Annotated in this window: 12 protein-coding genes and 1 pseudogene; 5 read left to right on the forward strand and 8 right to left on the reverse strand. The window is 72.6% G+C overall.

The window, feature by feature from the left end; all coding sequences use genetic code 11:
- Positions 1-88 precede the first annotated feature (88 nt).
- The gene (locus DDQ41_RS29490) at positions 89-1,612 is read left to right on the forward strand and encodes a dihydrolipoyl dehydrogenase family protein (RefSeq protein ID WP_262508612.1); all 1,524 of its coding nucleotides are present in this window, start codon (positions 89-91) and stop codon (positions 1,610-1,612) included.
- 54 nt (positions 1,613-1,666) lie between these two features.
- Here the strand turns inward: DDQ41_RS29490 and DDQ41_RS29495 are convergent.
- Positions 1,667-2,068: pseudogene (locus tag DDQ41_RS29495) on the reverse strand (hypothetical protein); the annotation flags it as partial.
- A 143-nt stretch (positions 2,069-2,211) separates the two neighbouring features.
- Here DDQ41_RS29495 and DDQ41_RS29500 point away from each other — a divergent pair.
- Complete coding sequence (locus DDQ41_RS29500; RefSeq protein WP_109297202.1) at positions 2,212-3,165, forward strand: pirin family protein; 954 nt, start codon at positions 2,212-2,214, stop codon at positions 3,163-3,165.
- A gap of 321 nt (positions 3,166-3,486) precedes the next feature.
- Here DDQ41_RS29500 and narI read toward each other — a convergent pair whose 3' ends face one another.
- Genes narI through DDQ41_RS29520 form a run of 4 tightly spaced genes read right to left on the reverse strand, consistent with a single transcriptional unit; the run spans position 3,487 to position 10,373 of the window.
- Entirely contained in the window at positions 3,487-4,260 is a 774-nt protein-coding gene (narI, locus tag DDQ41_RS29505) for a respiratory nitrate reductase subunit gamma (protein ID WP_109297203.1), read from the reverse strand.
- The gene (gene narJ, locus DDQ41_RS29510) at positions 4,257-5,078 is read right to left on the reverse strand and encodes a nitrate reductase molybdenum cofactor assembly chaperone (protein WP_109297204.1); all 822 of its coding nucleotides are present in this window, start codon (positions 5,076-5,078) and stop codon (positions 4,257-4,259) included. The genes narI and narJ overlap by 4 nt, the downstream gene beginning before the upstream one ends.
- Positions 5,075-6,601, reverse strand: a complete 1,527-nt coding sequence (narH, locus tag DDQ41_RS29515; protein WP_162602766.1) for a nitrate reductase subunit beta — start codon at positions 6,599-6,601, stop codon at positions 5,075-5,077. The genes narJ and narH overlap by 4 nt, the downstream gene beginning before the upstream one ends.
- 1 nt (position 6,602) lies before the next feature.
- Positions 6,603-10,373 carry a nitrate reductase subunit alpha gene (locus DDQ41_RS29520; RefSeq protein ID WP_109297206.1) on the reverse strand — a complete coding sequence of 1,257 codons (3,771 nt, stop codon included), beginning with the start codon at positions 10,371-10,373 and terminating at the stop codon, positions 6,603-6,605.
- 528 nt (positions 10,374-10,901) lie between these two features.
- Here DDQ41_RS29520 and DDQ41_RS29525 point away from each other — a divergent pair.
- Complete coding sequence (locus DDQ41_RS29525) at positions 10,902-12,188, forward strand: MFS transporter (RefSeq protein WP_109297207.1); 1,287 nt, start codon at positions 10,902-10,904, stop codon at positions 12,186-12,188.
- Between the two features lie 266 nt (positions 12,189-12,454).
- On the forward strand, positions 12,455-13,513 hold the full coding sequence (locus DDQ41_RS29530; protein ID WP_262508613.1) for a universal stress protein: 1,059 nt from the start codon (positions 12,455-12,457) through the stop codon (positions 13,511-13,513).
- A gap of 7 nt (positions 13,514-13,520) precedes the next feature.
- Here the strand turns inward: DDQ41_RS29530 and ppk2 are convergent, their stop codons facing one another.
- From ppk2 to DDQ41_RS29545, 3 genes are all read right to left on the reverse strand, one after another.
- Positions 13,521-14,324, reverse strand: a complete 804-nt coding sequence (ppk2, locus tag DDQ41_RS29535) for a polyphosphate kinase 2 (RefSeq protein WP_109297208.1) — start codon at positions 14,322-14,324, stop codon at positions 13,521-13,523.
- 46 nt (positions 14,325-14,370) lie between these two features.
- On the reverse strand, positions 14,371-14,619 hold the full coding sequence (locus DDQ41_RS32080) for a hypothetical protein (protein WP_217364453.1): 249 nt from the start codon (positions 14,617-14,619) through the stop codon (positions 14,371-14,373).
- 716 nt (positions 14,620-15,335) lie between these two features.
- Positions 15,336-15,806 carry a Crp/Fnr family transcriptional regulator gene (locus tag DDQ41_RS29545; RefSeq protein ID WP_109297209.1) on the reverse strand — a complete coding sequence of 157 codons (471 nt, stop codon included), beginning with the start codon at positions 15,804-15,806 and terminating at the stop codon, positions 15,336-15,338.
- 296 nt (positions 15,807-16,102) lie between these two features.
- On the opposite strand from DDQ41_RS29545, the gene DDQ41_RS29550 reads away from it, so the two are divergent.
- A complete protein-coding gene (locus DDQ41_RS29550) occupies positions 16,103-18,484 on the forward strand; it encodes a phosphoketolase family protein (protein ID WP_109297210.1) in 2,382 nt (793 codons plus the stop codon).
- Positions 18,485-18,564: the final 80 nt, after the last annotated feature.

Below are 18,564 nucleotides of genomic sequence, written 5' to 3' on the forward strand. Positions count from 1 at the left end.
GGGACGCCCCCGACAACGTGCGCGGGGTGCGGCCGTATTCCGCCTGCCCCTGTGGCCGCCGTCCACACCTGGCACCACACTGGTCGGTATGACGGCAGCCGTGGAGTACGACGTTGTGGTGCTGGGAGCCGGGCCGACCGGCGAGAACGTGGCGGACCGCACACGGGCCGCCGGTCTGAGCACGGCCGTGGTGGAGGGCGAACTCGTCGGCGGGGAGTGCTCGTACTGGGCGTGCATGCCGAGCAAGGCGCTGCTGCGGCCCGTGATCGCGGGCTCCGACGCGCGCCGGGTGCCCGGTGTCCGCCAGGCCTTGCGGGGCCCACTCGGTACGGAGGACGTCCTCGCACACCGCGACGAGATGACCTCGCACTGGAGGGACGACGGCCAGGTCTCGTGGCTCGACGGCATCGGCGCCCGCCTGTACCGCGGACAGGGCCGACTGCACGGCCCCCGCAGGGTTGTGGTCGAGGGGCCGGAGGGCGAGCGCCATGTGCTGACAGCCCGGCACGCGGTCGCCGTGTGCACCGGCAGCCGGGCGGCGCTGCCGGATCTGCCGGGTCTCGCCGGGGCCAGGGCCTGGACCAGCCGCGAGGCGACCAGCGCTCAGGCCGTGCCGAGGCGGCTCGTCGTGGTGGGCGGCGGAGTCGTCGGTACGGAGATGGCGACCGCCTGGCAGGGTCTCGGCTCCCGGGTGACCCTGCTGGTGCGCGGCCGAGGGCTGCTGCCGCGGATGGAACCGTTCGTCGGCGAGCACATCGCGGAGTCGATGGCCGCGGCCGGGGTGACCGTGCGGACCGGCGCGGGTGCGGCCGCGGTCAACCGGCCCGACCCCGGCGGCCCGGTCACCGTCGTCCTCGACGGCGGTGAGCTGATCGAGGCCGACGAGGTGCTGTTCGCCACGGGCCGCGCCCCGCGCACCGACGACATCGGGCTGGACACGGTGGGTCTGAAGCCCGGCTCCTGGCTCTCGGTCGACGACAGTTGCCGGGTGGACGGCCACGACTGGCTGTACGGGGTCGGTGACGTCAACCGCCGTGCGCTGCTCACCCACCAGGGCAAGTACCAGGCCCGAATCGCCGGTGCGGCCATCGTGGCCCGTGCCCGGCGCTGCCCGCTGCTGGAGACCGATCGCTGGGGCGCCCACGCGGCGACGGCCGACCACGACGCCGTGCCGCAGGTGGTGTTCACCGACCCGGAGGCGGCGGCGGTCGGACTGTCACTGGCGCAGGCCCGTGCCGCCGGGCACCGGGTCCGCGCGGTCGACAAGGACCTCGCGGCCGTCGCGGGCGCGAGCCTGTTCGTCGACGACTACCGCGGCCGCGCCCGGATGGTCGTCGATCTCGACCGGCAGATCCTCCTCGGCGCCACCTTCGTGGGCCCGGGCGTCAGCGAACTGCTCCACTCCGCCACGATCGCGGTGGCCGGGGAGGTGCCGATCGACCGGCTGTGGCACGCGGTGCCCTCCTACCCGACGATCAGCGAGGTGTGGCTGCGGCTGCTGGAGGAGTACCGCGACGGCAGCGACGCGACACAGGGCAGCGACGCGACGCACGGCAGCGACGGCAGCGACGCGACGCACGGCAGTGACGGCAGCGACCGCCAGGACGGCTGACCGGCGGTCGGGACGGCTGACGCGGCGGAGGCGGCAACCGCCGGTTCGCCGCGCCCCGGGGAACTCCCCGGACACCGCCGCCGCCAGTCGCAGATGCGGAGCGGCCGCCTCGCTGTGCCTGCCCTGCCGCTCCGGCGTGCGGCCGAGCATCAGGCGGGCGCAGTGCTCGACCGGATCGCGTTCCAGCACCGGATCGCGCTTGAGTACTCGGATCGCGCTTCAGCACCCGGACCGCGTTCCCGCACGGCGCGGAAGTCCGGTCCCGGCTCTGCCGGGCCGGGCCGGGTGGTGGTGGGCGTGTGCCGGCAGCAGCCGCGGGGCGACCCGGCCGGGCTCCTCCGCGACAGGACCGTCGAGGATCCGCGCGGCCGCCGCGTACTCCTCGGCGTCGAAGAGGAACCACACGCGGTCCCACCGCTCGGCCGGTGTCCCGAACCCGTGGTGGCCGCCGTTCACCCGGTCTCCCTCGGCGCGTTCGCGGGTGATCGGCCAGGGCGCTGCTCCACGGTCCCGCGGCGCGCTCAACCCAAGACAGCGGTTGAGCATTCCACGTTCTTGGTTGCGCTGGATCCGCACCGCACGGGACTAGGTTGGGCGCCATGAGCAATCTCGACCGTCAGGCTGCGCTCTCCGTGTGCGGCGGCAGGGGATTCGTGGTGGCCGATCCGGTCCGCGAACTCCTCAACCCCCGTCGCGTCCGGCTCGGCGAGTCCACCGAGGTCCGCCGGCTGCTCCCCAACCTCGGTCGCCGGATGGTCGGTGCCTGGTGCTTCGTCGACCACTACGGTCCCGACGACATCGCCGGCGAGCCCGGGATGCAGGTCCCGCCGCATCCCCATATGGGCCTGCAGACCGTGAGCTGGCTGCACCAGGGGGAGGTGCTGCACCGGGACAGCACCGGCAGCCTCCGGACGATCCGGCCGGGGGAACTCGGGCTGATGACCTCGGGGAGGGCGATCAGCCACTCCGAGGAGAGCCCGAAGAGCCGCGCCCGCTTTCTGCACGGCGCCCAGCTGTGGGTCGCCCTGCCCGACGCCCACCGCCATGCGGAACCCCACTTCCAGCACCACGCGGAGCTCCCGCGTGTCACCGCCTCCGGTCTGACCGCCACCGTCATCCTCGGCGAGTTCGCCGGCGCCCGCTCGCCCGGCTCGGTGTACACGCCGATCGTCGGCGCGGACCTCGCCCTGACCCGCGGCACCGGCACCGCCGTCCCGCTCGAACCGGACTTCGAGTACGCCGTGCTCTCCATGTCCGGCGAGACGCGCGTCGACGGCGTTCCCGTGCTTCCCGGCTCGATGCTCTACCTCGGCTGCGGCCGCGGCGAACTGCCCCTCCGCGCGGAGTCGGACGCCGCACTGATGCTCCTCGGCGGCGAGCCGTTCGAGGAGGAGCTGATCATGTGGTGGAACTTCATCGGACGGTCCCACGAGGAAATCGCACAGGCCAGGGAGGACTGGATGAGCAGCGCCCGGTTCGGCCGGGTAGAGGGCTACGACGGAGGCCGACTGCCCGCTCCCGAACTCCCGCCGGTGACGCTGAAACCGCGGTAGGGGGTGCGTCGCCCCGCGCCGACGTGAGGTGGGGAGGCGCCGTCCCGTCTTCCGTGCGTGGCGTCGGCGGTCCGGGGTGGACGGCCGGACGGCCGGACCGGGACGGGAGGTTCTGGCGCGTTCGTGAGGACGGGCGGTGATCTGCGAAGTGACGGCGCCCCCGGCGGACACGGCCGGGGGCGCCGAGGTCCTCGCATGTGCGCTCGGAGTCGATCGCGGCGGTGCCGGTGAGGGCCGTCGGCCATCCCGTACGACGGCTCGCGCCGACCGGGTGCCGGCGCCGGACGCCCGTCGGGCCCGGCACCGGCGTGGGTCCTCGGGTCAGGCGGCTCGTCCGGAGCCGGAGCCGGAGGCCGACCGGGTCCGTCCGGCTGCCGGGGTGGCACGTCGCCGGTAGACCAGGTACGGCCGGGCGAGATATCCGATCGGGGCGCTCCACACGTGGACCAGCCGGGTGAAGGGCCAGGCGGCGAAGAGCAGGAATGCGGTGAGGGCGTGCAGTTGGAAGAGGAGCGGTGCTTCGGCGATGGCCTCGGGCCGCGGCTGGAGGGCGAACAGGCTGCGGAACCAGACGGAGACGGTGGAGCGGTAGTCGTAACCGGCGCCGAAGACGTTGTGTGCGGCGGTGGCGGTGATGCCGAGCAGGACGGCGGCGGACAGCAGGGGGAAGAGGACCTTGTCGCTGCGGTCGGTGCCGAGGCGGATCCGGCGGGTCAGCAGCCGCCGGGCGCACAGCATGCCCAGCCCGGCGACCATGGCGACGCCGGCCACGGAGCCCGCCCAGACGGCCGTCGTGTGGTAGGCGTGCTCGGAGATTCCCGCCGACTCGGTCCACGAGTCGGGGACGGCAAGACCGGCGACGTGTCCGGCGATCACCATGAAGGCGCCGATGTGGAACAGGGGGCTGCCCCAGCGCAGCCAGCGGTGTTCCAGCAGCTGGGTGGTGCGGGAGGTCCAGCCGAACTGGTCCTGCCGGTAGCGCCAGACGTGCCCCACGGCGAACACGGCGAGACAGGCGTAGGGGACGGCTACCCACAGGAGAAGGTCCGTGCCGCTCGTGGACGAGACCGCCAGGGGGGTGTGCACGGCGCTCATCGGAGGCCTTCCGTTCGGGTGGTGGGAGCCGGTGGCAGTCGGGTCGGCGGGGCCTGCATGGGCGGCACGAAGGTGTGCGGAGGAGCGAACTCCCCTTCCCCGTACGTTCCGTAGGGGTCGAGGCCCACCTCCTCGTTCGGCGGCCCCTCGGCGACGAGCTGCTCCACCGCCGCGCGGTCCGCCTCACTGGGCGGCGGCAGCAGGGTGAGCAGCGCGGCGAGGACGTGCCGGTACGGCGAGCCGGCATCGGACAGCGCCCGGTGGATCAGTTCGACACCGCGCCGGTGCCGGCGCAGCGGCGCCTCGCCGCCTCCCGGGCCCGCCAGGGCGGCGAACTCCAGCACGACCGGCAGATGGTCGGGCAGTTCACCGCCGTCGGTGTCCCAGCCGGCGGCCCGGTAGCGCTGGTTCAGGGTGAGCAGGGCCATGCCCCGGCGGCGGGTGTCGCCGTGCAGGTAGTAGGTGAGGTAGAGGCTGCTCCTGCGGCGCAGGTCGAACGTCTCGACGTAGTGCCGTTCGAGTGCCTCGGGCTGCTGGGAGGTGAACCAGTCGGTGAACCGGGCCAGTCGCTCCGCCGCGGGCGTGGCGGGCATGGCCCCCACGGTGGCGGCCAACTCGGCTCGTGCCGAAGTCAGTTCGGAGTCCGGATACTGGAGGAGCAGCGAGACGAGCCGCAGTGTCAGCGCTCGGTCCGCCTTCTCCGCGGGGGTGAGCCGGGCCGGGCGGCGTACGGCTGCCCGGACGCGGGTGCGGATGAGGGCGGGAATCGACGGGGGTCCTTCCGGGTGTTCGGTACCGGGGGCGGGCGGCGGGTTCACGGACGTCCTCCGGCAGTGGTGTCGCGGCGCAGGGTGGGGATGCCGAGCATGACCTGGCGGGGCTCGGCCTCGCCGGACGCCCCGACGGGGCAGCGGCCCTCCAGGGCGGTCAGTGCGGCGGCGTCCTCCTTGTGGGCGGCTGGGACGACGTAGCGGTCGGCGTACTTGGCGACGGCGAGCAGCCGGTGCAGGTCCTCCGCCTCGCGTGCGGTGAGGCCGACGGCCTTCAGTACCGCCTCGTCGCCCGGCTCACCCAGGGTGCGTTCGCGCATGTACGAGCGGAGCGCGGTGAGCTTCATCAGCACACCGGCGACCACATCGGTGTCCCCGGCGGTGAACAGCTCCGCCAGGTACTCCAGCGGGATGCGCAGCCGGGTGACGGCGGCGAACACGTGGTCGGGGTCGTCCTGGTCGCCCCCGGCCGCGTCGACGGCGTCCAGCACGGGCGACAGGGGCGGTACGTACCAGACCATCGGCAGGGTGCGGTACTCCGGGTGGAGCGGCAGCGCCACCCGGTAGCGGGAGACCAGGTCGTGCACGGGGGAGCGGCGGGCGGCGTCGAGCCAGTCCTCGGGTATGCCCGACTCCCGTGCCGCAGCCAGGACTTCGGGGTCGCGGGGGTCCAGGAAGACGCCGCGCTGGGCGTCGAGGAGGTCCTTCTCGTCGGGGGTGGCCGCGGCCGCGCCCACGCGATCCGCGTCGTACAGCAGCAGGCCGAGGTACCGCAGGCGTCCGACGCAGGTCTCGGAGCAGACGGTGGGCTGGCCCGCCTCGACGCGGGGGAAGCAGAAGGTGCACTTCTCGGCCTTGCCGGTGGCGTGGTTGACGTACACCTTCTTGTACGGGCACGCGGTGACGCACATGCGCCAGCCGCGGCAGCGGTCCTGGTCGACCAGGACGATGCCGTCCTCGACCCGCTTGTACATCGCACCGGACGGGCAGGCAGAGACGCAGGCGGGGTTGAGGCAGTGCTCGCACAGGCGGGGCAGGTGGAAGAGGAAGGTCTGCTCGAACTCGAACCTGACCTTCCGGGCCCACTCTCCGGTGAGGTTGGGGTCGCCTCCGGCGTGCTCGGGTGCGCCGCCGAGGCCGTCCTCCCAGTTGGCGCCCCAGGTGATGGCGGTGGGTTTGCCGGTGAGGACGGAGCGGGGACGCGCGACGGGGATGTCCCTGCCGGCGGGGGCGCCCACGAGGTTGTCGTAGTCGTAGGTGACCGGCTCGTAGTAGTCCTCGATGGACGGCAGGTCGGGGTTGGAGAACAGGGACAGCAGGCGCTTGACCCGGCCACCCGAGCGCAGGACGAGGCGCCCGCGTTTGTCGAGCATCCAGCCGCCCTTCCACCGCTCCTGGTCCTCGTAGCGGCGCGGGTAGCCGACGCCGGGTTTGGTCTCGACGTTGTTGAACCAGGCGTACTCGACACCGGTGCGGTTGGTCCACGTCTGCTTGCAGGTGACCGAGCAGGTATGGCAGCCGATGCACTTGTCGAGGTTCATCACCATCGCGACCTGGGCCATGACGCGCATGTCAGTACTCCACATCCTGGCTGCGGCGGCGGATGACGGTGACCTCGTCGCGCTGGTTGCCGGTCGGGCCGTAGTAGTTGAAGGCGTAGGTGAACTGGGCGTAGCCGCCCGCGAGATGGGTGGGCTTGAGCAGCAGCCTCGTCAGGGAGTTGTGGATGCCGCCGCGCCTGCCGCTGACCTCGGTCCTGGGGACGTTCACGTTGCGGTCCTGGGCGTGGTACATGTACACCGTGCCCTCGGGCATGCGGTGCGTGACCACGGCACGGGCGGCGACGACGCCGTTGCGGTTGTAGGCCTCGATCCACTCGTTGTCCTTGACGCCGATCCTCCCGGCGTCGGCGGTGGACATCCAGATCGTGGGTCCGCCGCGGGACAGGTCGAGCATGTACTTGTTGTCCTGGTAGTTGGAGTGGATGGACCACTTCGAGTGCGGGGTCAGATAGCGGACGGTGACCTCGGCCCGGCCGGGGTCGCCCAGGTGCTCGTCACCGAAGTGCCGGGACGTGTTCAACGGGGGCCGGTAGACGGGCAGTTGTTCACCGAGTTCGGCCATCCAGTCGTGCTGGACGAAGAAGTGCTGGCGGCCGGTCAGGGTGTGCCACGGCTTCCTGTGCTCGGTGTTGATCACGAACGGGGAGTAGCGCCGTCCGCCGGTCTCCGAGCCCGACCACTCGTACGACGTCATCACGGAGCGGGGCTGGGTGCGGGTGTCGGCGAACGTGATCCGCTCGGCCTCGCGCTCGGAGGCCAGCTCGACCAGCCCCCGGCTGCCGGTCCTCCGCTGGAGCTCCCGGAAGCCCTCGGTGGCCAGACGCCCGTTGGTGGTGCCGGACAGCGCGAGGATCGCCTCGCACATGTGGGACGCGGTGGCGAGCGAGGGCCGCCCGGCGGCCACACCGTCCCGGACGGTGCCGTTGCGGCGACGGAGGTCGTCGATCTCCTGGTCCGGGTGGACGGTGACGCCCTTGGTGGTGGTGCCCAGCGTGTCCAGCAGCGGACCGACGGCCCGCATCTTCTGCCCGATCACGGCGTAGTCCCGTTCGACCACGGCCAGCTTCGGCATGGTGCGTCCGGGGACCGGTTCGCACTCGCCCGCCTTCCAGTCCCGTACGACCCCGCCGGGCTGGGCGAGTTCGTCCGGGGTGTCGTGCAGAAGCGGCACCGCGAGGACGTCGGTGCGGGTGCCGAGGTGCTCGGCGGCCAGCTCGCTGAACCGGTCGGCGATGGTCAGGAAGGCGTCGTAGTCGGTGCGGGCCTGCCAGGGCGGGGCGATGGCCGGGGTGAAGGCGTGTACGAAGGGGTGCATGTCCGTGCTGGACAGGTCGTCCTTCTCGTACCAGGTCGCGGCCGGAAGCACGACGTCGGCCAGCAGGCCGGTGGAGGTCATCCGGAAGTCCATGCAGACCAGCAGGTCCAGTTTGCCCTCGGGAGCCTCCTTCCGCCACACCACGTCCTTCGGCCGGTGCTCGGGCGGGGTCTCCTCGGAGCGGACCGCCGCGTCGGTGCCCAGCAGATGGCGCAGGAGGTACTCGTTTCCCTTGCCGGAGGAGCCCAGCAGGTTCGCCCGCCACACGGTCAGTACACGCGGGAAGTTGGCCGGGTCGTCGGGGTCCTCGGCGGCGAACCGCAGCCGCCCCGACTTGAGCGAGTCGACGATGTGCTCGGCCACCGGCCGGCCCGCACGCGCCGCCTCGTCCGCCAGATCGAGCGGGTTGCGGTTGAAGCCGGGATGGCCGGGCGTCCAGCCCAGCCGTACGGCCTGCGCCAGGCAGTCGGCGAACCCCTTGCCGTCGAACCGCCCCTTGCCGAGCGGTGAAGCCAGCTCATCGGGCCCGAACGCCTCGTAGCGCCACTGGTCGGAGTTCAGATACCAGTACGAGGTTCCCGCCATGTGCCGGGTGGGCCGCTGCCAGTCGAAGGCGAACGACAGGTGCTGCTGTCCGGTGACCGGGCGGACCTTCTCCTGCCCGACGTAGTGCGCCCAGCCGCCCCCGTTGACGCCCTGGCAGCCGGTCATCGTCAGCAGTGCCAGGAACGCGCGGTAGATGGTGTCGGAGTGGAACCAGTGATTCGTACCGGCGCCCAGCGCGATCATCGACCGGCCGTTGGTGCGCTCGGCGTTGCGGGCGAACTCCCGCGCGATACGGGCCGCCTGCCCGGCAGGCACGGAGGTGATCGTCTCCTGCCAGGCCGGCGTGCACGGCTCGGACGCGTCCTCGTACGACGAAGGCCAGCTGCCGGGAAGACCGGGCCGCCGTACCCCGTACTGCGCGAGCATGAGGTCGAAGACGGTGGTGACGAGCCGTCCGCCGATCCGGCGCACGGGCACGCCGCGCATCAGGACCGAGCCGCCCTCCGTGGCGCCCTCGTCGAACCGGGGCAGCGCGATCTCGACGGTGGCCTCCGCCCGCTCCAGCAGGCTCAACTCGGGTACGACATCGCCCAGTTCAAGGTTCCAGCGGCCTTGCCCGGTATCCCCCCACCGGAAGCCGAGCGAGCCGCCGGGGACCACCGGCTCGCCGGTGGTCCGGTCCAGAAGGACGGTCTTGAACGCAGCGTTCTCCTCGGCCTCCTCGCCCTTCCCGTTCTCCTCGGCCTTCCCGTTCTCCTCGTTCTCTTCGGCCTTCTCGGCCTTCTCGTCGGCGCCGAGGTCGGCTGCGGTCAGGAACCCGTCGGGGACGAGACCGCGGTCGTGCTCGCGCAGGGTGACCAGGAACGGGGCGTCGGTGAACTTGCGCAGGTAGTCCTGGAAGTACGGCACTTCGCGGTCGACCAGGAACTCGCGCAGAATCACGTGTCCCATCGCCATGGCCAGCGCGCCATCCGTGCCCGGGTGCGGTGCCAGCCACTCGTCGGCGTGCTTGACGTTGTCGGCGTAGTCGGGGCTGACCGCGACGACCTTGGTGCCGTTGTAGCGGGTCTCGGTCAGGAAGTGCGCGTCCGGCGTGCGGGTGACGGGGATGTTGGAGCCCCACATGATCAGATAGCCGGCGTTCCACCAGTCGGCGGCTTCCGGGACGTCGGTCTGGTCGCCGAAGACCTGCGGCGAGGCGATCGGCAGGTCGGCGTACCAGTCGTAGAACGACAGCAGGGTGCCGCCGATCAGCGAGTGGAAGCGGGCACCGGCCGCGAAGGACGCCATCGACATCGCCGGAATCGGGGAGAAGCCGGCGACACGATCAGGGCCGTACGCCTTGATGGTGTGCACCTGGGCGGCGGCGATCAGCTCGCTGACCTCGTCCCAGTCCGCGCGCACCAGACCGCCCTTGCCGCGCGCCCGCTTGTAGGCGCGGGCCTTCGCCGGGTCGGAGGTGATCTCGGCCCACGCGGACACCGGGTCGCCGAGCCGCTCGCGGGCCTCGCGCCACAGCTCCAGCAGCGCGCCGCGCACATAGGGGTAGCGGACCCGGCTCGGCGAGTAGGTGTACCAGGAGAACGAGGCGCCACGGGGGCAGCCGCGCGGTTCGTACTCGGGGCAGTCCGCGCCGATCGACGGGTAGTCGGTGGCCTGGTGTTCCCAGGTGATGATGCCGTCCTTGACGTACACCATCCATGAGCAGGACCCGGTGCAGTTGACGCCGTGGGTGGAGCGCACCACCTTGTCGTGCGCCCAGCGGTCCCGGTAGAAACCCTCCCACCTGCCGTCGACCGCGCCGAACACGGCGCGTCCGTCGGCCGACACCTCGCTGCGCGTGAGCAGCCTGCGGGCCGCCAGCGGCCAGCCGCCACCGGCGCGCGACTCCCGCTGCCCTGCGTTCTGATCGTTCTCCATGGCCAGGACGCTAAGCGGCGCACGGCTTCGGGCACCTGGGGCCTGCGGTCCCCGGCGGATGGCCCACCGGGCCCGTGTTTCCGGCGGCAGCAGGGACCAACGGCCCCGCCACCGGGGCCGGTCGGCCGGGGAGGCGGGCGTGCCGGGCCTTGCATGCTGGCTGCGATCGATCCGCAGACGCTCAGCCGCCTGTACGACCGCATCATGTGTCCGCTGTGGCGACCCTCCCCCGTCCCGTCCGCCGCAGGCGCAGCGGGTACGGCGCCTGTCGTCCGGTTCGGTCGTGCGTCCGGCCGCTCACCGCGGCCGGACGCGGCACTCCTCACACGGCACCCCTCACACGGCCGTGTTCGACCGTCCGGGGCAACCGAGGCCCGTCGGGCCCCGGCCAGGGACCGACGGCCCATGCCGCCTGCGAGAGCGGATACGGACAGTGGTCACGGGACGCCGCCGGGCGGGCAAGGGGCCAGCCGTGCGCAGGCGATCCGGTGGCTCCGTACCACCATGCAGACGAAAGGGACGGACAACATGGTCCAGCCGTTCAGGTCGGAGAGTGACAGCTCACCGTCGGGTGCTCCGGTGGCCCGCCAGGCGTGGCTGATGCTGGCTCTGACCACCGTCGGTTTCGCCGTGAACTTCTGGGCGTGGGCGCTGCTGAGCCCCCTCGGCCCGCGGTTCAAGGACAGCCTCGACCTGTCGTCGTTCGAGCAGTCGCTGCTGGTGGCGGTGCCGGTCGTGGTCGGCTCCATGGGCCGCATCCCGGTGGGGGCTCTGACGGACCGGTTCGGTGGGCGGGTGATGTTGCCGATCGTGTCGGCGACCACCATCGTGCCGGTGCTCTACCTGGGCCTGGCGGGCCACTCCTCCCTTCCCGCCCTGTTGGTCGGCGGCTTCTTCCTCGGCATCGGCGGCACCGCGTTCGCGGTCGGCGTACCCTTCGTCAACGCCTGGTTTCCCCCTGAGCGGCGGGGCCTCGCCATCGGCGTCTTCGGCGCCGGAATGGGCGGCACCGCACTCAGCGCCCTGACCACCGTGAAGCTGGTCGACGCGAACAGCATGGCCACCCCGTTCCTCATCACCGCCGCGGTGCTCGCCGCCTACGCCGTGGCGGCCGCGCTGCTGCTGCGCGACGCCCCCGGACGCACCGTGCCCACCGAGCCGCTGGCCCGCCGGCTGGCCGCGACCGCGCGGCTGGGTATCACCTGGCAGGCGTCCGCGCTGTACGCGGTCGCGTTCGGCGGCTATGTGGCGTTCTCCGTCTACCTGCCCACCTATCTCAAGACCGGCTACGGGCTCACCCAGGCCGACGCCGCGAACCGGATGGCCGGATTCGTGATCCTCGCGGTGGCGATGCGCCCGGTCGGCGGCTGGCTGTCCGACCGGCTGGGCCCGGTCCGGCTCCTCGCCGGCTCGCTGGCCGTGGTCGTCGCCGGAGCGGTCGTGCAGTCGTTCACCCCGCCCCTGGCCGCGGTCGGCACCATCGCCTTCCTCGCCATGGCCGCGGCGCTCGGTGCGGGCAGCGGAGCGACGTTCGCGTTGGTGGCCCTGCTGACCCCGGCCAGCCAGGTCGGTTCGGTCACCGGCGTGGTCGGCGCTGCGGGCGGCCTGGGCGGCTTCCTGCCGCCGCTGGTCATGGGCTCGCTGTACGGCGAGTACGGGACCTACGCGGCAGGCCTCGCTCTGCTCGCAGTCGTCGCCGCTGCGGCCCTGACCTACACCCTCACCGGTGTCCGCTCCGCCGTCCGTGGCGACGAACGGACGCCCCCGCTCGCGCACCCGAACGGGATGTCCGGTTCCGGCTCGCTTCAGGCCTAGGGTCTCGTCAGGCGGGGGCTTCCCGTCGGCGGCGGCGCGGAGCGGCGTCCGGTGCGGTGCGGTGCGGTGCGTGGCAGGGCGTCGGATCGGCCTCGTAGGGGGCCTGCCCGGTTGGTTCGGCGACGCGGCGAGTCGCCGTGCCGGGCGTCGCGACGGGGCGAACGCTGCCCGACGCGGCACAGGCCGCGCAGTTCGCGGTGACGATCGGGACCGGACTCGACACTCGGGGCACCCCACTGACAGCTCGCTCGGAAGGAGTGAAGATCATGAACGCGGCGAACGGGAACGAGGCGGACGGAAACGAGGCGGACGGGAACGCGGCGGACGGGAACGCGGCGGACGGAAACGCAGTGGACGGGAACGCAGTGGACGGAAGGGCGGCGGACGGAAACGTGGCAGACGGAAACGCTGTGGTCGGAAGCGCGGCCGGCGCGGAAGCCCACGGCGGGCCGCTGGTCGTCGGCGTCGACGGTTCCGAGCCGAGCCTGCGCGCCGCGGACTGGGCGGCCGACGAGAGCGCCCTGCGCGGAGTGCCGCTGAGGGTGGTGTACGCCTGCCTCTGGGACCGGTACGAGGGCGTCGCGCTCGCCCTGGACGTCGGCAGACCGACCGAACCGCCCCTGCCCCGGGAGGTGGTGGGCGCCGCCGCCGAACGAGCCCGCGCCCGGCACCCCGGCCTGCGGGTCACGACCGACGTGGTGTTCGAGGAGCCGGGGTCCGCCCTGATCCGCGCGGCCCGGAGCGCCTCCGCGCTGGTCGTGGGCAGCCGCGGCCGCAGCGGCGTCGCCGGGATGGTGCTCGGCTCGGTCAGTCTGACCGTCGCCGCCCACGCCGACTGCCCGGTGATCGTGCTGCGCGGCAGCCACGACAACCAGGCGACGCCGCCCGTCCACGGACTCGTCGTCGTGGGGGTCGGCGAGGACGAGAGGGAGTCCTCGGTGGTGCGCTTCGCCGCCGAGGAGGCGCGGCGCCGCGGCGTGCCGCTGGAGGCCGTGCGGGCATGGCGCTGCCCCGTGCACGAGCCCGGCGGCCATCCCCTGACGGCCGGCGTGCCGACCCGTCAGTACGAGGAGCGGGCCGGGCAGGTGCTCGAAGCCGCGCTGGCGGACCTCCCGGCGGACGTCGAGGTGCGTCGGCGCACCGCCGAGGGCCACGCCCGCCGGGCGCTGGTGGACGCCTCGCACCGCGCCGACCTCCTGGTCGTCGGGGCGAGACGCCGCGAGGGGCACCTCGGGCTCCAGCTCGGCCGCACCGCACACGCGGTGCTGCACCACTCCGCCTGCCCCGTCGCGATCGTGCCGCACCGGGGGCACGACGCCCGATGACCGGCCCTCAGAGGCTCGCCGCGTGATCGGGGACATAGGTCCGCAGATCACGCGGCGGGCGCTCGTAGCCGGTTGACGGGGGCCGCTCCGGAAGTTCCAGCACCGGGGGCGGCACCTCGTGGTAGGGCACGGAGGCGAGCAGGTGGGCGATCATGTTCAGCCTGGCACGGCGCTTGTCGTCGCTCTCGACCACGTACCAGGGCGCCTCGGCGGTGTCGGTGTGCACCATCATCTCGTCCTTGGCCCGCGAGTACGCCTCCCAGCGGGTGATCGACTCCAGGTCCATCGGCGACAGCTTCCAGCGCCGCACCGGATCCTCCAGCCGGCGCCGGAACCGCTCCTGCTGCTCGGCGTCGCTCACGGAGAACCAGTACTTGCGCAGCAGGATCCCGTCCTCCAGCAGCATCCGCTCGAAGACCGGGCACTGGCGAAGGAAGAGCTGGTACTCCTTCTCGGTGCAGAAGCCCATCACGTGCTCGACCCCCGCCCGGTTGTACCAGGAGCGGTCGAACAGCACGATCTCCCCGGCGGCCGGCAGGTGTTCGACATACCGCTGGAAGTACCACTGGGTGCGCTCGCGCTCGGTCGGGGTGGGCAGCGCCGCGATCCGGGCGACGCGCGGGTTGAGGTGCTCGGTGACCCGCTTGATGGTGCCGCCCTTTCCCGCCGCGTCCCGTCCCTCGAAGACCACGACCAGCCGGGCGCCCTCGGAGCGTACCCACTCCTGGAGCCTCACCAGCTCCGTCTGCTGGCGGAGCAGTTCCCGCTCGTAGTCGTCGCGCGACACCTTCGCCGGCTTCTTGCCCGCCATTTCCGCCTCCATCGCCTGATGACCCGTGTCGACGACCTCAACGTAGTCACCGGTCCCCCCGCGAGCGGGCGCCTCCGGCGCCCGGGTCGGGCACCCGGGGCGCACTCCCGGGCAGGCCGTCGTCCGAACCGTCCCCCGAACGGGGCGGATCCGGCGGTACGGCGGCATCGACGCCGCCCTCGTGGCCCTCGTGGCCCTCGTGGCTCTCGTGGCTCTCGTGGCTCTCGTGGTCCTCGTGGTCCTCGTCCCCGCGACTGTGGCCGTCGCGACCGGCGACGGCTCGACCGGGCCCCACACCCGCCCCTGTACCGCGGAGCCCGCCGGTTCCCGGACAGGCACCGCCATGCTCCGGCCCGACCTCCGGCGTGGCTGACGGGCAGCGGCCCGCTCGGCGCATCGGACCCGTCCGGCGCCCGCCCGCCGGTTCGGGCGCGGTGGACCGCCCCGGACCGCGTTCCCGGCGGGAGACCGCCTCCGCCGGTTTGTGCCGCGTCGGGTGACGTTCGCCCCGTCGCGACGCCCGGCACGGCGACTCGCCGCGTCGCCGAACCAACCGGGTAGGCCCCCCTACGAGGCCGATCCGGCGCCTCGCTCCGCGCCGGACTCCGCTCCGCGCCGGACTCCGCTCCGCGCCGGACTCCGCTCCGCGCCGGACTCCGCTCCGCGCCGGACTCCGCTCCGCGCCGCCGCCGACGGGCAGGCCCCGCCTGACGCGGCATTAGGCCCGTCCTCCGCACGTCGCTCGGACGAGTGAAGATCGAATGCACCACCCGCCCAGCTGTGGGCTGGTTCTACCCTCCGGCTTGGCGTCCATATCGTGAGATATTGTCCTCGCCGCCAGCCGGCAATCGACCTCTTCCTCCATGTGCGGAGGATGGGACTAGGGCAGGCGACGCGGACGGGTGGGCCGGTCGCCGCCGCCGTCGCGGAACTCCGTGCGTAGACGCGTCGCTGACGAGGTACGGGTGCCCCGCACCCGGTGCCCCGCCGCGCTGCCGTCCGCCCACGTCGTCACAGACGCCGGCCGCCGCCGCTGCCGCAGGGAGCGTACAGGTCGAGCAGCCGGGTGCGGGTCGAACGCAGCCGGTGCGCGAGGACGCCGCCCACCCACTCGGCGACGCTCGCGCCGAGGGCGGGGTCGTCCCGGCACATCGAGCGGATGGCGACGGCGTCGAACTCGTACGCGCGCACGGGGCTGGTCGCCTCGGCGCCCAGATGCCAGGCGTGTGGGGCGTACAACCACGACCAGCCGACGAGTTCGTTGTGCCGGAGGGTCTCGATGACCGCGGCACGTGGGCCGGGCACGCACATGTCGAGATCGACCGAGCCGGTGCGGATGACCCAGAACCGGTCGGCGCGTCCGCCCTCCTCGAAGAGGCGGGTGCCCTGGGGGAAGGACACCTCCCGAGCGCAGTGCATCAGCCGCTGCCTGTGCTCGGCGGGGAGCGCCCGCAGCATTCCGGCCGTGGCGGGAGCGTTCAAGGTGTGCCTCCAGTCAGGGGCGTACGGACCTGCCACGTCCAGCGTGCGCACGCCCCCGGTGCCGGGCCATGGGCCATCCGGCCCCATGTCCGGGCCGCCCGGTACCGCGTTCGGGCCCTCCGGCTCCCGCGGCTCGCGCGGCCCTCCACGGCTCCCGTGGCTCGCGCGGCTCCCGCGGCATCCCGGTACGCGAATGGCCCGGTCGGCCCTGTCGGGCGCCCCACGCGGTGGGGGAGTGTGATGGAAGGCACCGGACCGCATGGCCTTCGACGGCTCCGACCCGGAAGGGAACCCAGATGCCCGACGACGCACGACAGGCGTCCGCCCGGCTCACCGACGACGAGCTGCGGAGGCTGGACGCCCACTGGCGCGCCGCGAACTACCTGTCCGTCGGCCAGATCTACCTCATGGCGAACCCTCTGCTCACCGAGCCGCTGCGCCCCGAGCACGTCAAGCCGCGGCTGCTCGGCCACTGGGGCACCTCACCCGGGCTGAACCTGGTCTACACGCATCTCAACCGTGTCGTCAGGGCCCGCGGCCAGGACGCCCTGTGCATCTGGGGGCCCGGTCACGGCGGCCCGGCAGTGCTCGCCAACTCATGGCTGGAGGGCAGCTACACCGAGACCTATCCCGACATCACCCGGGACGCGTCCGGCATGGAGAGGCTGTTCCGGCAGTTCTCCTTCCCCGGCGGCGTACCCAGCCACGTGGCCCCCGAGACACCCGGGTCGATCCACGAGGGAGGCGAACTCGGCTACGCGCTCTCCCACGCCTACGGAGCCGCCTTCGACAATCCGGACCTGCTCGTCGCCTGCGTGATCGGCGACGGTGAGGCCGAGACCGGTCCGCTGGCCGCCTCCTGGCACTCCGACAAGTTCCTCGACCCCGTCCACGACGGAGCCGTCCTGCCGGTCCTCCACCTCAACGGTTACAAGATCGCCAACCCGACGGTGCTGTCCCGGCTGCCCGAGGCCGAACTCGACGCCCTGCTGAGGGGATACGGCCACATCCCGATCCACGTCGGCGGCGACGACCCGATGACGGTGCACCGGGCGATGGCCGCCGCGATGGACGAAGCGCTGGACCGCATCGCGCTCCTGCAGCGCGGCGCGCGCGAGGACGGCTCGTCCGAGCGGCCGCACTGGCCGATGATCGTGCTGCGCACGCCGAAGGGCTGGACCGGCCCGAAGGAGGTCGACGGGCTGCCGGTGGAGGGCACCTGGCGCTCCCACCAGGTGCCGCTCGCGGCCGTACGCGACAACCCGCGGCATCTGCGGCAGCTGGAGACATGGCTGCGCTCGTACCGGCCGGAGGAACTCTTCGACGCGCAGGGCAGCCCCCGCGAGCATGTGCTGTCCTGCGTCCCGGACGGTTCCCGGCGCCTGGGCGCCACCCCCCACGCCAACGGCGGCCTGCTGCTCCGCGAACTGCCGCTGCCCCCGTTGGAGCGCTACGCCGTGCCCGTCGACAAGCCCGGCGCGACGCTGCACGAACCCACCCGTGTCCTCGGAGACCTGCTCGAGGACGTCATGCGCGCCACCGCCGACCGGCGTGACTTCCGCCTCGTGGGACCGGACGAGACGGCCTCCAACCGCCTCCAGGCCGTCTACGCGGCCAGCGGCAAGGCCTGGCAGGCACGGACCCTTCCCGTGGACGAGCATCTCGACCGGCACGGCCGGGTGATGGAGATCCTGTCGGAGCACACCTGCCAGGGCTGGCTGGAGGGATACCTCCTGACCGGCCGGCACGGGCTGTTCTCCTGCTACGAGGCGTTCGCGCACATCGTCGACTCCATGGTCAACCAGCACGTCAAGTGGTTGCGCGTCACCCGCCGGCTGCCCTGGCGCGCGCCCATCGCCTCCCTCAACTACCTGCTCACCTCGCATGTCTGGCGCCAGGACCACAACGGCTTCTCCCACCAGGACCCGGGCTTCGTCGACCACATCCTCAACAAGAGCCCGGAAGCGGTACGCGTCTATCTCCCGCCCGACGCCAACACGCTGCTGTCGGTGGCCGATCACGCGCTGCGCAGCAAGGACTACGTCAACGTGATCGTGGCCGGCAAACAGCCCAGCTTCGACTGGCTGTCGATGGAGCAGGCGAAGGCGCACTGCGCCCGTGGCGCGGGGATCTGGGAGTGGGCGGGGACGGAGAACGGCCGTGAGCCGGACGTGGTGCTCGCCTGCGCGGGCGACGTTCCCACCCTGGAGGTGCTGGCCGCCGCGCAGCTGCTGCGAAGGCATCTGCCCGATCTCGCCGTCCGCGTGGTGAACGTCGTCGACATCGCCCGGTTGACGACCGGCGAGGAGCACCCGCACGGCATGAGCGACTTCGAGTTCGACGGCCTGTTCACGACCGACACGCCGGTGATCTTCGCCTACCACGGCTACCCGTGGCTCATCCACCGCCTCGCCTACCGCCGCACCGGGCACAAGAACCTCCATGTGCGCGGCTACAAGGAGATCGGGACGACCACCACGCCGTTCGACATGGTCGTCGGCAACGACCTCGACCGGTACCGGCTGGTCATGGACGTCGTCGACCGGGTGCCCGGCCTGGCGGTGCGCGGTGCTGCCGTACGCCAGCGGATGGCGGAGGTCCGGCTGCGCCACCACGAGTGGATCCGCGTCCACGGAACCGACCTGCCGGAGGTCGCCGACTGGTCCTGGGACGGCTGAACCCGCTGCCGGCGGGACCCCGGGTGCGGGACCCCGGATGCCGGGACGCTCGGCCGCTGCCCGGGGCCTCGCAGCCCCTC

Origin of the sequence: Streptomyces spongiicola (assembly GCF_003122365.1) — a bacterium.
Classification (GTDB): domain Bacteria; phylum Actinomycetota; class Actinomycetes; order Streptomycetales; family Streptomycetaceae; genus Streptomyces; species Streptomyces spongiicola.